The 14,381-nt window shown below is 72.4% G+C and carries 13 protein-coding genes and 1 tRNA gene; 9 read left to right on the top strand and 5 right to left on the bottom strand.

What is annotated here, in order from left to right:
• Positions 1-7: 7 nt before the first annotated feature.
• On the top strand, positions 8-550 hold the full coding sequence (locus U8525_RS25180) for a DUF3592 domain-containing protein (RefSeq protein WP_374268863.1): 543 nt from the start codon (positions 8-10) through the stop codon (positions 548-550).
• Here U8525_RS25180 and U8525_RS25185 read toward each other — a convergent pair.
• The 5 genes from U8525_RS25185 to U8525_RS25205 form a co-directional block, all read right to left on the bottom strand.
• Positions 547-1,503, bottom strand: coding sequence for a TolB family protein (locus U8525_RS25185; RefSeq protein ID WP_374268864.1), 957 nt, complete (start codon positions 1,501-1,503; stop codon positions 547-549). The genes U8525_RS25180 and U8525_RS25185 overlap by 4 nt on opposite strands.
• Positions 1,504-1,641: 138 nt before the next feature.
• Complete coding sequence (locus tag U8525_RS25190; RefSeq protein ID WP_374268865.1) at positions 1,642-2,199, bottom strand: non-proteolytic archaemetzincin-like protein; 558 nt, start codon at positions 2,197-2,199, stop codon at positions 1,642-1,644.
• A 58-nt stretch (positions 2,200-2,257) separates the two neighbouring features.
• Positions 2,258-2,331 (bottom strand) — tRNA-Gln (locus tag U8525_RS25195).
• A gap of 179 nt (positions 2,332-2,510) precedes the next feature.
• The gene (locus tag U8525_RS25200) at positions 2,511-3,668 is read right to left on the bottom strand and encodes an RtcB family protein (protein WP_374268866.1); all 1,158 of its coding nucleotides are present in this window, start codon (positions 3,666-3,668) and stop codon (positions 2,511-2,513) included.
• The gene (locus U8525_RS25205; protein ID WP_374268867.1) at positions 3,665-4,069 is read right to left on the bottom strand and encodes a ribosome-binding factor A; all 405 of its coding nucleotides are present in this window, start codon (positions 4,067-4,069) and stop codon (positions 3,665-3,667) included. The genes U8525_RS25200 and U8525_RS25205 overlap by 4 nt, the downstream gene beginning before the upstream one ends.
• A 390-nt stretch (positions 4,070-4,459) precedes the next feature.
• Here U8525_RS25205 and U8525_RS25210 point away from each other — a divergent pair, with 390 nt between their 5' ends.
• The 8 genes from U8525_RS25210 (at position 4,460) to U8525_RS25245 (ending at position 14,341) form a co-directional block, all read left to right on the top strand.
• Complete coding sequence (locus tag U8525_RS25210) at positions 4,460-5,851, top strand: NAD(P)/FAD-dependent oxidoreductase (protein ID WP_374268868.1); 1,392 nt, start codon at positions 4,460-4,462, stop codon at positions 5,849-5,851.
• A 58-nt stretch (positions 5,852-5,909) separates the two neighbouring features.
• Positions 5,910-7,127 (top strand): glycosyltransferase family 87 protein, encoded by a 1,218-nt coding sequence (locus U8525_RS25215; RefSeq protein WP_374268869.1) that lies wholly within the window; start codon positions 5,910-5,912, stop codon positions 7,125-7,127.
• Between the two features lie 82 nt (positions 7,128-7,209).
• Entirely contained in the window at positions 7,210-7,983 is a 774-nt protein-coding gene (locus U8525_RS25220) for an energy transducer TonB (RefSeq protein ID WP_374268870.1), read from the top strand.
• A 31-nt stretch (positions 7,984-8,014) separates the two neighbouring features.
• Positions 8,015-8,770 (top strand): MotA/TolQ/ExbB proton channel family protein, encoded by a 756-nt coding sequence (locus tag U8525_RS25225; protein ID WP_374268871.1) that lies wholly within the window; start codon positions 8,015-8,017, stop codon positions 8,768-8,770.
• Positions 8,754-9,161: an ExbD/TolR family protein gene (locus tag U8525_RS25230; protein WP_374268872.1), complete on the top strand. Its 408-nt coding sequence runs from the start codon at positions 8,754-8,756 to the stop codon at positions 9,159-9,161. The genes U8525_RS25225 and U8525_RS25230 overlap by 17 nt, the downstream gene beginning before the upstream one ends.
• 16 nt (positions 9,162-9,177) lie before the next feature.
• Positions 9,178-9,609: an ExbD/TolR family protein gene (locus U8525_RS25235; protein WP_374268873.1), complete on the top strand. Its 432-nt coding sequence runs from the start codon at positions 9,178-9,180 to the stop codon at positions 9,607-9,609.
• A 144-nt stretch (positions 9,610-9,753) separates the two neighbouring features.
• Positions 9,754-12,930: a TonB-dependent receptor domain-containing protein gene (locus U8525_RS25240; protein WP_374268874.1), complete on the top strand. Its 3,177-nt coding sequence runs from the start codon at positions 9,754-9,756 to the stop codon at positions 12,928-12,930.
• A gap of 34 nt (positions 12,931-12,964) precedes the next feature.
• Positions 12,965-14,341, top strand: a complete 1,377-nt coding sequence (locus tag U8525_RS25245) for a hypothetical protein (protein WP_374268875.1) — start codon at positions 12,965-12,967, stop codon at positions 14,339-14,341.
• The last annotated feature ends 40 nt before the right edge of the window (positions 14,342-14,381 follow it).

The following is a 14,381-nucleotide window of genomic DNA, read 5'->3' on the forward strand; positions in this document are numbered from 1 at the left end:
AGACGCCATGCCCATGAACGCGATGCTGATGGTGGTGCTCCTCGTGGGAGCGCCCCTGTGGATGCTGGCGCGGATGCTGCTCCAGCGGCGGCTCACCGTGAGGCTGCGGGAGGAGGGCCTGCACGCCTACGGCGAGGTGGTCTCCGTCCGCCGGAGCCTGCTGGACTGGAAGTACAACATCGTGGAGTACGCCTTCCCCCTGCCGGAAGGCGGGGAGATCCACGGCGAATACCGGGAACGACGGCGGGGGCTGTTCGGGGGGAGCCAGAGCTCCGTGGGAGACGCCCTGGAGGTCCGCTACCTGCCGGACAACCCCCACCGCCATCAGCGCGTGGGGACGGAGCTCGGGCCGCTCATGGTCCTGAGCGGCCTGCTCGGCGCGGGGGTGTTCCTGCTCCTGGCCGTCATCGTGCTGATGAACGCGCCTTCGAAGAAGGCCCCGGCGCCGCGCGGCTCCCCCCCCGCGGGCAAGCTCCGGAACCACGAAGCGCCACAGCCGCACGGAAAGCCGCTTCCCAGCGGGGAGAAGCGCCCGCGGGGCGCGTACTAGTTGGGCCCGTAGAAGGGCTCGTTCGCGGAGGGCACCGCGAGCGTCACGGAGCTGGCCGTGGAGGACACCGGGGCGCGGTAGATGCTCGGGTCACCGCCGGAGTCGTTGAAGAGGAAGCCCAGCTCCGTGCTGCTCACCCAGCTGGGGAAGCTCTCCTGCACCGCGCTCGCGGTGTAGTCCGTCAGCCGCCGCAGGGAGCCGCTGAGGCCGGTGGCCGTCACGTTGCCCACGAAGATGCGCGTGCTGCCGCTGGACAGCCGCGCGTCCAGCGCCACCTGCCGCCCGTCCGGGGACACCACCGCGCGGTTCGCGGCGGCCAGCACCTCGTTGCCCAGGTACGAGTACTGCGCGAAGCCCCCGCTCAACGGCACGAACGCGAGCCTGTTGTAGTAGGAGGCGCTGTCGCCCGCGGGGGCCACCACCGTGTTGCCGCTGGGGAAGAAGGACGGCGACCCGAAGGCGACGCCCCCCGCGTTGGGCGTCAGCTCCACGAAGCCGCTGCCATCCACCGCGATGCGGCCCAGCGTGCTCAGCGCCCCCGGCGTCCGTTCGAACGCGAAGACGATGGTGCGGCCGTCCGGGCTGAACGTGGGCCCGCGGAAGTTGGTGCAGCTGCCGCACGCCGCGTCGTTGGTGCTCAGCAGCGTGGCCACCGGGCCGCCCGTGGTGGGCACCGTCTGGAGGGAGTACGTGCTGCCCGAGCGCTGCACGAACACGATGCTGTTGCCGTTCTTGGAGATGGACGGCGTGTACGCGCCACCCCCCGTCGTCAGCCGCTGCGGGCTGTTGGGGTCGCCGTCGTCGTCCACCACGTAGATGTTCCGGTCATCGCGCACGAAGGCGAAGCCCCGGTCGAAGAGGACTTCGCCGATGGTGCCACCACCGCCCGCGTCCAGGGGCTCGCACGCCCCCAACACCCCCACCGCCACCACGCCCCCGAGCCATCGCCGCATGCCCATCATCGCTGTGTCTCCCGCCGTGCCGGCCCTGTCACTCGCGCTTCGCGCGCCCACACTACAGGGCGCGCGGGACAGGACGTCAACGCGCACGGAGGCATTCACGCGCGCCCGTGTCCGGGAGCGCGCACGGCTTCAGCGGTTGAGGCGGTTCAGCTCGTTGCGGCAGACGTTGCAGGGGCCCAGCGACTTACGGTCGATGTCCTGCGCGGACTGCGGGAAGAACATCACGCAGCGCGAGTCCTCGCAGTACGACAGCCCGATGAGGTGGCCGGCCTGGTGCACCGCCTCCACCTGCACGCGGCGGCGCAGCTGCTCCCCCTCCGCGCCCTGGCGCAGCCGGAACAGGCTCATCACCGCGACCTTGGACTCGCGGTCCGCCTGGCCGAAGACGAAGGGTGAGTCCGGCTCGAAGAGGTCCGCGTCCGTCACGCCCATCACCAGGTCCGGCCGCGCGTCCCCCGTCCCCGCGTCCCGCCGCGCCTCGTCCAGCACCGTGCCCAGCCGGCGCATGATGGCGTTGCAGTGGTACTGGCTCCGGTCCTTGTTGAAGGCGTAGGCCGGGGAGGACAGCGCCATCCGGCCCACGACCGCGCTGACGCCCAGGTGCGTCGCCAGCGGTTCCTGCAAGGCATTCACGAGCGCGGACGGTGGACTGCCCACGGTGACCAGCAGGAGCGTCTTCTGCGGCATCAGCCCACCGCCTTCAAACTCCGGACGGACTCAGGACCGCGTCCCCCCCGGAGCGGAGTGGCTGGGGCGCAAGGATTCGAACCTTGATAATCAGAGTCAAAGTCTGACGTCCTGCCATTAGACGACGCCCCAGCAGGTTCGCACGCGTACTCGTGGGCTGATACTACGGCACTTTGACGGGCGCGGGAACCCACTCCGACGCCGAGCCCCGCCATCCGTGGAGTGCGGGGGGGTGGATCACTCCCCCCGGAGGCCACCCGGGCGGCTGGCAGGGGGACGGGCTGTCATCCACCCGACAGGCGCGCCCTCCCTCAGCCCTTCAGCACGGCCAGGGGCGTGAGCCGGACGCGGGGCGTCACGAGGTCCACCTCGTCCTCCAGCACCTCGGCGACGTCCCGGTAGGCGGCGGGCGCCTCCTCCACCAGGGCGCGGGCCCGCCCCGGGTCGAACACCACGCGGCGCAGGGCGTGGGCCAGCGCGTCCGGGCGGATGCGGGCGCGGGCCTCGGCGCGGGTGAGCACGCGGCCCGCGCCGTGCGAGCAGGAGCGGAAGGCGCGGGGCTCCGCGAGGCCCTCGACGACGTAGGAGGCCGTGCCCATGGAGCCGGGGATGAGCCCCCGGGCCCCCGCGTCCAGCCCCACCGCGCCCTTGCGGTGGACCCAGAGCGCCCGGCCGAAGTGCGTCTCGCAGGCGACGTGGTTGTGGTGCACGTCCACGGCGCTGTCCGCGTCCGGGGGCACGCCCACCACGTCCGCCAGCACCGAGAGCGCCCGGGCCGCGAGCGCGTCCCGGTTCGCGCGGGCGAAGCGGCACGCCAGGTCCAGGTCGTGGACGCAGGCCTGGCCCGCCTCGGTGTCGGTGCGCAGCGCGGGCGGCGTGCCCTGACCGAGCGCCTGGGCCACGCGCTGGTGGTGCTCCCCCACGGCGCCGCCCACGCCCCGCGAGCCGGAGTGGATGAGCAGCCAGAGGTCCCCCGCGCCGTCGCGGTCCAGCTCCAGGAAGTGGTTGCCTCCCCCGAGCGTGCCCAGGTGGCGTGGCGCCAGCCGCTCCCAGGCATGGGCGAGCTTCTGGGTGGACAGCGGCGGGGACTGGAGCGCGGGTGGGAGGGGCAGGCCCCGGCCCCGGTGCACCGCGTCCCCCACCGGGATGACCCGGGCGAGCTGGGACAGGAGCCGCTCCAGGTCCGCGCGCGACAGCGAGGCGGCGGGGAAGGCGAAGCGGTGCGCGCTCACGCCGCAGCCCAGGTCGTTGCCCAGCGCGCCGGGGACGACGTGCGCCTCCGTGGCGAAGACGGTGCCCACCGCCACGCCCGAGGCGAGGTGCACGTCCGGCATCACCGCCACGTGCTCCGCGACGTAGGGCTGCGCGGCGAGCCGCTGGAGCTGCTTCAGGGCCGCCGCGGGCACCCCGCGCGCCCAGGCGAGGAGGGGCACGGCGCCCGGCGGCGCCTCGAGGATGCGGGGCATCATGCGTCACCCCCTTCCCCATCCTCGGGTTCCGTGCGCGGGGCGGTGCCCATGAGGACGAAGCGCAGGTGCGGGGTGCGCTTGAGGTTCAGGTGCTCCGCGAGCCGCGAGCGCAGGAAGCCCTCCGCGCGGGTGAGGGCCTCCTTCACGGCGGCGGGGTCCGCGTCGTGCGGCAGCGTGTAGCCGATGCGCGCGATGCGGCCTTCGGGGGACAGCTCGAACGACGCCAGCGCGACGCCTTCGAGGCGGGGGTCGGACAGCTCGCTCCGGAAGAGCAGCGAGACGTCCTCGGAGAGGGTGGATTGGACGCGCAGGTGACGCGCGGACGGCGCTTCGGAATGGAACAGCGAGGAGCCCGAGCGCCGGCTGGACGCGCGGGTACGGCGATGCCTGGAAGAGGACATGAATGAAGACGGATTCCTGCGAGCCGTGCCGGAGCACGGCCGGGTGTGCACGCGAGCGACCCCGCGCGGACACGCCGCCTGGACCTCACGGCGAAGGCGCCCTCCACGGCCCGAGGCGGCGCTCACACGGGCGCGGCCTTCGGACGGGAGCTGGACGCCGCCGGTGACGCTAGCAGCGCGACCGCGCGGAGCGAACCGAGACCCCTCTGGCGACACGTCCCATGGCACACCTCCGGCAAGCGGTCCGCGCCCAGACGCGGGGGCCTCCCGGGTCCTGACGCGGCGGCGCTGTCCTCTGGTGACCAGCCGCTCCATCCACCATCCGACGCGCGGCGCCAGTCGGATTGGCGGGGCGGCCTTCCCGGGGCAAGCAGGGGGCGGGAGGGGTTCATGGCCGAGACTTTCGACGTGGTGGTGATTGGGGCGGGTCCCGCGGGCGAGAACGCGGGCGCGCGTGCGGCGGCGGGGGGCCTGAAGGTCGCGCTGGTGGAGCACGAGCTCCTGGGCGGCGAGTGTTCCTACTGGGCCTGCATGCCCAGCAAGGCGCTGCTGCATCCCAGCGAGACGCTGTGGCTCGCGAAGCACACGCCCGGCGTGCGCGAGCTCATCCAGGGGCCGCTCAAGGCGGACGCCGTGCTCAAGCACCGCGACCAGATGGTGTCCGGCTACGACGACAGGTCCCAGGTGAAGTGGGCCGAGGGCGCGAAGCTCACCGTGGTGCGCGGCCACGGCCGGCTCACCGGCCCGCGCAAGGTGACCGTGACGGGCAAGGACGGGAAGGCGCGCGAGCTGGAGGCGAAGAAGGCCGTCGTCGTCGCCACCGGCAGCAAGCCCCGCCTGCCGGACATCCCGGGCCTGAAGGAATCCAAGCCGTGGGACAACCGCGAGGGCACCGGCGCCAAGGCCGTGCCGGGCCGGCTGGTGGTGCTGGGCGGCGGCGTGGAGGCGGTGGAGCTGGCGCAGGCGTGGCGCGAGCTGGGCTCGGAGGTCACGCTGGTGCAGCGCGGGCCGCGCTTGCTGAAGCGCTTCGAGCCCTTCGTGGGCGAGCAGGTGGCCCAGGCGCTGCGCGACTCCGGCGTGCGGGTGCTGCTGGAGACGCAGGCCACCAAGGTGCAGCGCTCCGGCGCGCAGGGCGAGTACACCCTCACGCTGACCGGCGGGGACACGCTGCGCGCGGACGCGCTGCTCGTCGCCATGGGCCGCACCGCGCGCACGGACGACCTGGGCGTGGACACGGTGGGGCTCAAGCCGGGCGCGTCCATCGAGGTGGATGATCAGCTCCGCGCGACGGGCGTGGACGGCGGCTGGCTGTACGCCTGCGGCGACGCGAACGGCCGCAACCTGCTCACGCACATGGGCAAGTACCAGGCGCGCCTGCTGGGCGACGTCCTCCTGGGCAGGCCCGTGAAGGCGTGGGCGGACGCGAAGGCCACGCCGCAGGTCATCTTCACGCACCCGCAGGTGGGCAGCGTGGGCCTCACCGAGGACAAGGCGCGCGAGGCGGGCGTGCCGGTGAAGACCGTGCAGTACGCGCTGGGCAACGTGGCCGGCGCGTCCGTCATGGGCAAGGACCTCCAGGGCACGGCCAAGCTGGTGGTGGACGAGAAGCGCCGGGTCGTCGTGGGCGCGACGTTCACCGGGCCGGGCGTGGGCGAGATGCTCCACGCGGCCACCATCGCCGTCGCGGGCGAGGTGCCGCTGGACACGCTCTGGCACGCGGTGCCGTCGTATCCCACCGTGAGCGAGGTGTGGCTGCGGCTCCTGGAAGCCTACGGCCTGTGATTGCGGCGGGGCGCCCCCGCGTGAAATGGTGCGCGCCCCACCGTGTCCCTGGCCGTGAATGAGCACCGCTGAGCCCCCCCGCCAACGCGCCTCCCTGAAGGTGGAGTGGGCGCTGCTGCTGGTGCTCGCCGTGGCGGCCGTGGCGGTGGGGCAGCACCCCCGGCGCGGCGCGGACTTCCGCGTCTACCTCACCGCCGCCGAGCGCTTCCGCGAGGGCACCGACCTCTACCGCGCCGAGGACGGCACCATGCCGTTCAAGTACGCGCCCGTCACCGCGCCCCTGTTCCTGCCCTTCACCGCCGTGCCGCCGCGCGCGGCCGTGGCGCTGTGGAACCTGGGCTCCGTGCTCGCGCTCGGCGCCGTGTCCGTGCTCACGCGCCGCGCGGCCCCGGAGGCGGGGGAGGCGACGCCGTGGCCGTGGGCGCCGGTGCTCGCCACCGCCGCGCTGCTGCCCGCGTTCTCCTTCGAGATCTTCTACGGCCAGGTGGACGCCGTGCTGCTGTGGCTGCTGGTGCTCGCGGCCGTGGGCGCGGAGCGGGGCCGCGCGTGGGGCCCTGGCGCGGCCTTCGCCGTCGCGTGCCTGCTCAAGCCGCCGGCCGCGCTCGCGGGGCTGTTCTTCCTGGGGCGCCGTCACTGGCGCGTGGTGGGGACCACCGCCCTCTTCGGCGTCCTGCTGGTGCTGCCCACCCTGGGCCGCTACGGCTGGGCGGGCACCCTGTCACAGCTGCGTGACTGGACGGAGACCCTGGCGCGCACCACGCCGCCGTGGGCGCTGGGCCACAACCCGCAGGGCCTGCCCACGCTGCTGCTGTCGCTGGTGCTGCCGCCGGAGTCGCTGCCGCCTCCTGGCGCGATGACCGTGGCCCAGGCCGTGGCGCTGGCGCTGTTCGTCGGCGCGCTCGCGTGGGCGCGCCCCGGCCCGGTGGAGCTGCTCGCGCTCTGCTGCCTGGGCGTCACCCTCCTGTCACCGTTGGCGTGGCGCGCGAACTACCTGCTCGCCTGGCCGGTGATCCGCGCGGCGCTGGAGGGCCGCTCGCGCCTGGGCCAGGCGTGCGTGGCGTGCGTGGCCCTCATCGGCGTGGCCGTGTCGGACGCGGTGCTGGGCCCGGAGCTCGCCCGGCGCGTGCTGCTCCTCCGGCCGTTCGCCGTGGCCTACTCGGCGCTGCTGATCGCGCTGCTGTGGCAGACGCAACGTCACGGAACGCCCACGGCGGTTATTTCCGACAAGTCCGTGACGAAGCTGCCGCGGGGCTTCCTGATTCCTCACGGTCCGTAACTCAATCGAGACACAGCCGGGGGCAAAGTGTCACGGAGCCAGAACCTTCGTGACACATGGCGTCGCTATATGCAGCCCCGCCATGTTCGAAACGTTCGACAGCGCCTCCAGCGCGCCTGCGGCCCGGCGGTTCGCCCTCTCCACCACCGCGTCGGTCGCCGTCTTCGGACTCATCGCCGTGGCGGCGATGACCGCGGCCAACACGGTCAAGGAGGTCATCCAGGAGAAGAAGGTGGACGTCGTCTTCCGTCCCCCGCCGCCTCCGCCGCCGCCTCCCGTCGTGGAGGTGAAGCCGCCACCGCCGCCACCGCCGGTCGCGAAGCCGCCGCCTCGCGCCGCGCCTCCGGTGGCCAAGGCCGCGCCCCCGCCCGCGGTCCCCACCGTCGCTCCCGCGCCGCTGAAGGCGCCGGACGCGGTGCCGCTCGAGAAGCCGCCCGAGGCTGAGAAGGAAGTGGTCGCCGCGGCGCCCATGGCCGTCGGCGGCACGGGCACGCTCGTCCCGGGCGGGGTGGTGGGTGGCACCGGCAGCGGCGAGGGCATGGCCATTGGCGGTGGCCGCGCGCAGCCCATCAACCTCCCGGAGACGGGGACGCCGCCGGAGCCGCTGACGTCGAACCTCATCCCCGAGTACCCCGCCGACGCCCGCTCCAAGGGCCTGGAGGGGCTGGTCATCCTCAAGGGCGTCGTCGAGGTCGACGGCCGCGTCACCGGCCTGAAGGTGATGCGCGGCGACGAGCCCTTCGCCAGCGCCGCGCTGGCCGCCGTGCGCACGTGGCGCTTCAAGCCCGCCATCGTCTCCGGTCAGCCCACCGCCGTCTTCCGCATCTTCAAGGTCCCGTTCCGCCTCAAGTCCTGACGCCTTCCTCCCCCTTCGGAGAGCCACCGCCATGAACTTCAATCTCAAGGAAATCTACGCGCACATGGGCGTCTTCGCCCTGTGCATCGCCTGGACGCTGGTCGCCTTCGCGGTCGCGTCGCTGGCGGTCTTCTTCGAGCGCCTGTTCGTCTTCTTCCGCTCGCGCGCCGCGTCCCGCGCGTTCGCCGGCCGCGCCGGTCCGCTGCTCGCGCAGCAGCAGCACGACGCGCTGGTGAAGGAGGCGGACGGCAGCAAGAGCAGCCACCTGGCGATGATGCTGGGCGGCGGCATGAAGACGTTCCTCGCCAGGTCCCGCGCTCCGGCCGGGAAGCTGGGCGCGGTGGAGCTCACGCGGCGCGACCTGGTGCGCATCAACGAGCGCATCACCGCGGACGTGCGCCGGGGCATGTCGGTGCTGGCCACGGTGGGCTCGGTGGCGCCGTTCGTCGGGCTGCTCGGCACGGTGGTGGGCATCATCGAGGCCTTCGCCGGCATCGCGAAGGAGGGCTCCGGCGGCCTGGGCGCGGTGTCCGCCGGCATCGCGGAGGCGCTCGTCGTCACGGCGCTGGGCCTGCTGGTCGCCATCCCCGCGGTGCTGATGTTCAACTTCCTGTCCACCCGCGCGGACGCGCTGCTGCTCTCCCTGGAGCAGGCCCGCAGCGAGTTCATGGACTACCTGGAGGACATGAGCGGCGAGAAGCGCGCGGTGGCCCACGGCGCCGCGCACGCGTCGGGCTCGGAGGTCGTCTCCACGCGGACCGAGGCGGGCGATGTCGGCCACGCGTAAGAGCCTCACCCCCGAGATGAACGTGACGCCCCTGGTGGACGTGGTGCTCGTCCTCCTCATCATCTTCATGGTCGTCACGCCGCAGCTGGAGGCCGGCGCCGCGGTGGAGCTGCCCGCGGCGATGAACCCGGACCCGGAGAACAAGAACCTGGAGCCCACCACGGTGAGCCTGGCGGCCAACGGGGCGTTCTACCTGGACCGCAAGCAGTTGGAGCGGGACGCGCTGGTGGAGGCGCTGAAGGCGCTGCACGAGGCGAAGCCGGACGCGCCCGTGGTGCTCAAGGCGGACAAGGGCGTGGCGTACGCGCAGGTGCGCGGCGTGTTCAAGGCGATGCAGGACATCGGGTTCCCGGGCATCAGCCTGCAGGTCATCGACCGGAAGAAGGACTGAAGGGGAGGCACGCGCCATGGCTTTCGACGTCGGTGGCAGCAAGGGCGGCGGCGTCCGCCCCACGATGAACGTGACGCCCCTGGTGGACGTGGTGCTCGTCCTCCTCATCATCTTCATGGTCGTCACGCCGCTGATGACCAAGAACCTGTGGATGAACGTGCCCGCGAAGCCGGACAAGCAGGAGGAGGCCACGCCTCCGTCTCCGGACGCGAAGCCGCCGGTGGTCCTCACGGTGGACAAGACCGGCACGCTGCGCATCAACCACGAGGAAGTGCCCCGTGACCAGGTGGTGGCGCGCCTGCAACGGATGCTGAACGCGCGCGCGGACAAGATCGTCTTCTTCGACGCGGGCGACGCGGTGCCGTACGGAAGTGCCATGGAAGTGCTGGACTTGGCGCGGGGCGGGAACATCACCGTCGCCGTGCTGCCGGAGCGACTGGCGGACTGACCCCTGGCCGTCCCGCGCGCGGCGTGAGGCCGCGCGCGGTTCGTGACGCCGAGTTTTCCCGCCGCCGCCGCAGACGTCACAAACCCTTCATCCCAATGCCACGGGCGTCGCGTTGAGTGCGCGTCGCTGTCGGCAAGGAGAGCCGTGTTGTCTCGTACAAGCTTCGTGCGCGCCTTCGTGGCGTCACTCGTGCTCATCACCCTGCCTGCCTTCGCGCAGGCGCCCGGCGCGGAGCCCACCGCGCCCGCCGCGCCTTCGCCTTCCGCGTCTCCCGGCCAGCAGCCCGCCGGCGAGCTTCCCCCTCCGCCGGGCACCGTGCCCGCCCCTGCCGCGCCGTCGCAGCCGGACGGCGCGCTGCCCACCAGCCCCGCGCCGTCGCAGGGCACGCAGCCCGGCAGCGCCGCGAACCCGCTGCCCCAGGACTCCATCCCCGCCGCCGCGCGGCCAGCGGATCCGACCGCCGCGCAGCCTGCGGATGCGACCGCCGCGCAGCCTGCGGATGCGACCGCCGCGCAGCCTGCGGATGCGACCGCCGCGCAGCCCGCTCCGGCCGATGGCGCCACGCCGTCGGAGGCCACGGCCGCCGACGAGGCCGCCATGGACGACGAGTCCCTGGCCGGGTCCGCCACGCCGCCCCCGGGCTTCACAGGCATCTACGGCCGGCTGACGGACGAGGCCAACGGTGAAGGGCTCATCGAGGCCACCGTGAAGGTCGTGACGGGCGCCGACAAGCAGGCCCTCACCGACCTGGACGGCCACTACCGGCTGGCGCTGCCGCCGGGCAAGTACGACCTGCGCGCCTTCTACGACGTGTACCAGGGCCGCCGCATCACGGGCGTCGTCGTCACGCAGGGCAAGGCCACGGAGCTGGACGTCGCGCTCAGCGCGGACGTGGGCGCGGTGCAGGAGGTCGTCGTCGAGGCCCGCTCCGACCGCCGCGCGGAGGGCGCCCTGCTCCAGGACCGCAAGAAGGCCGCCGCCGTCTCCGACGCCATCAGCGCGCAGGAGATCGCCCGCACGCCAGACTCCAGCGCCGGTGACGCGGTGAAGCGCGTGGTCAGCGCCACCGTGGTGGACGGCCGCTACGTGCTGCTGCGCGGCCTGGGCGGCCGCTACGCCACCACGCTGCTCAACGGCGCGCTCCTGCCCAGCCCGGAGCCGGACGAGCCCAGCGTGCCGCTGGACCTGTTCCCCACCAGCCTGCTCGCGAACCTCAACGTGGTGAAGAGCTACACGCCGGACCTGCCGGGCACCTTCGGCGGCGGCACGCTCCTCATCGAGACCAACACCTACCCGTCCCAGTTCGAGTTCAAGCCGCGCCTCACCCTGGGCGGCGACACCGTCACCACCTTCCGCGAGCGCAACTCGCAGGCGCAGGGCGGCTTCGGCGAGACGCTGGGCTTCGCCTCCTCCGACCGCGACCTGCCGTCCGCGCTCCCGCGCGACCACCGCCTGGGCGCGGGCGGCGAGACGGCGCAGCAGTTGGAGAGCCAGTGGGAGAGCTTCAGCAACGTCTGGGAGAAGCGCACCACGCGCGCCGCCCCCAACCTGGGCCTGGGCGCGTCCCTGGGGGACACGCTGCGCTTCGGCAACCAGCGCCTGGGCTACCTGGCCACCGTCAACTACGGCCACCGCGACGGCGTGCAGACGGGGGACTTCGCCCGCGCCGCCCGCGACGAGTCCGGCGGCCTCATCTCCCAGGATGTGGCGCGCACCACGCAGGGCTTCTCCACCGCGAACCTCAGCGGCCTGGCCAGCGTGGGCTACCAGTTCGACCGCGACAACGAGCTGACCCTCTTCAGCCTCTACACGCGCGGCACCGACACCCGCACGTACACCGCCAACGGCAACAACAACGTGCGCGGGGACACCTACGCCAGCACCCGCCTCCAGTTCATCACCCGCGCGCTGTCCTTCACGCAGCTGCGCGGCTTCCACCGCCTGGGCCTCCTGGGCGACTCGGAGGTGGACTGGCAGGCCAACGTCTCCCGCGTGGACCGCGACGAGCCGGACACGCGCGACACGCTCTACAGCGCCAGCCTGAGCAACCCGGACGCGCAGCTGTCCTTCCCCAACCAGCCCAACAGCGGCGAGCGATTCTTCGCGGAGCTGGGCGAGACGTCCACCGGCGGCAGCCTCAACCTCACCCTGCCCTTCACCTCCGACCTGCGCGTGAAGGTGGGCGGCCTCACCCAGGTGTCCTTCCGCGACTTCAACGCGCGCCGCTTCCGCTACCTGCTCACCGAGGAGCCGGTGGACCGCACCCAGTCCCCCGAGCAGCTCTTCTCGCCGGAGAACGTGGGCACCGCCATCACCGTGCGCGAGACGACGCGCGCGGATGACGCCTACAACGCCTTCCTGGGCATCTACGCCGGCTACGTGTCCGCGGACTACAAGCCCGTGGAGCCGCTGCGCCTGGTGGGCGGCGTGCGCGTGGAGGCGTCCTCGCAGCAGCTGCGGCTCAAGGACCCGTTCACCGGCGTGGAGAGCGACAACAGCGGCGCGGATCAGCACTACCTGGACGTGCTGCCGTCGCTCAACGCGACCTACGCCCTGTCCCCGGAGGTGAACCTGCGCGCGGGCTACAGCTACACGCTGGCGCGGCCCACCTTCCGCGAGTTGGCGCCCTTCATCTTCTTCGACTTCGTGCGCCGCCGGAACGTGTCCGGCAATCCGGACCTGCTGGAGACGCGCATCCACAACGTCGACCTGCGCGCCGAGTGGTTCGTGGGCGAGAACGAGGTCGTGGCCGCGAGCGCCTTCTACAAGCGCTTCCAGAACCCCATCGAGCGCGTCATCCGCAACCCGGACTCGGGCGACCTGGGCTTCGAGAACGCCGCCGGCGCGGACAGCTACGGCGTGGAGCTGGAGGCGCGCGCGTCGCTGGCGCGCCTCAGCCCCTCGCTGCGCCCGGTGCGCGTGGGCGCGAACCTGACGCTCATCCAGTCCAAGGTGGACCTGGGTGAAGGCGCCCTGGGCGCGCAGACGAACAAGGACCGCCCGCTCCAGGGCCAGTCCCCCTACGTGGTCAACGTGAACGTGGGCTACGAGCGGCCGGAGAGCGGCACCGAGGTGGCCGTGCTCTACAACGTGTACGGCCAGCGCATCAGCGAGGTCGGCGTGCAGGGGCTGCCGGACGTCTACGAGCGGCCCTTCCACCGCGTGGACCTCACCCTCACCCAGAAGCTCGGCGCGACGCAGCTGAAGCTGACCGCCGCGAACCTCCTCAACGCGTCCGTCACCCTCCGCCAGGGGGACGTGACGGTGCAGACGTACAAGCCCGGCGTGGCGTTCACCGCGGCGCTCGGCTGGGCCCTGTAGCTCCCCTCCATTCCCCTGAAAGGACGCATCCACCATGAAGAACCTCTTTGCCTCCGTCCTCACGCTCTCCAGCCTGGCGCTGCTCGCCGGCTGCGGTGACGACGACAAGCCCAACAACGGCAACCCGGACGGCGGTGATCCGCAGGCCACCGAGCAGGACGTGTCCGGCAGCATCAAGGGCGACACGACCTGGAAGGCGGGCACGACGTACACCCTGAAGGACTACGTCTTCGTGGAGAGCGGCACGCTCACCATCGAGCCGGGCGTCACCGTCAAGGGCGAGCAGGGCAGCGCGCTGGTCATCACCCGCGAAGCGAAGATCAACGCGGTGGGCACGGCGGAGAAGCCCATCGTCTTCACCAGCGCGCAGGCGGCGGGCACGCGCGCGGCCGGTGACTGGGGCGGCGTGGTGCTGCTGGGCAAGGCGACCATCAACGTGGCCGGCGGCGAGAACACCATCGAGGGCTTCTTCGCCACCAGCGGTGACACGCGCACGAAGTACGGCGGCGGAGATGACGCGCACGACTGCGGCAAGCTGAAGTACGCGCGCATCGAGTTCGCGGGCTACGAGCTGGCCGAGGACAACGAGCTCAACGGCCTGACGACGGGCGCGTGCGGCAGCGCGACGGACATCGACTACGTGCAGGTGCACAAGGGCGCCGACGACGGCGTGGAGATGTTCGGCGGCACGGCGAACCTGAAGCACATCGTCATCACCCAGCCGGACGACGACGGCCTGGACTACGACCTGGGCTGGCGCGGCAAGGTGCAGTTCCTGGTGGTGCAGCAGAACGCCACCGTGGGCAACCGCGGCATCGAGGCCTCCGGCAACAAGAACGACAACGCCGCGCAGCCGCACACGGTGCCGGAGATCTGGAACGCGACGTTCATCGGCTCGGGCCGCGCGGCGGGCACGACGCCGGCGCAGGAGGGCCTGGTGTTCAACACGGGCGCGGGCGGCCTGCTGCGCAACGTCATCGTGGCGAACTTCGCGGACCTGGCGGTCGACGTGGACGGCACGGCCTCCGCGGCGCTGTGGAACGCGGCCACGCCGGAGCTCTCAATCCAGAACACGTTCTTCTGGAGCAACAAGGGTGACACGGCGTCCATCCCGAACGCGCCGAACCCCAAGAAGGACGCGGCGGGCAACGTGACGGATCCGGACGTGAGCAAGTTCGTGGAGGCGGAGAAGGTGCTGGCCGTGGGCCTGAACAACAAGGTCGTGGACGCGCAGCTGACGGCGGCGACGAACCTGGACGCCCCGGACTTCACCCCGGCGGCGGGCTCTCCGGCGCTGAACCCGGACAACGCGGCCACCCCGGGCGCGGGCTTCGACACCAGCGCGCGCTTCGTCGGCGCGGTGGGCACCACCAACTGGCTTGCCGGCTGGACCTCGTTCCCGAAGAACTAGCCCTTCGGTGAACATGACCGCGTGCTCCCGGCAGCGCCGT

The organism is Corallococcus sp. RDP092CA, from assembly GCF_041903675.1.
Lineage (GTDB): Bacteria > Myxococcota > Myxococcia > Myxococcales > Myxococcaceae > Corallococcus.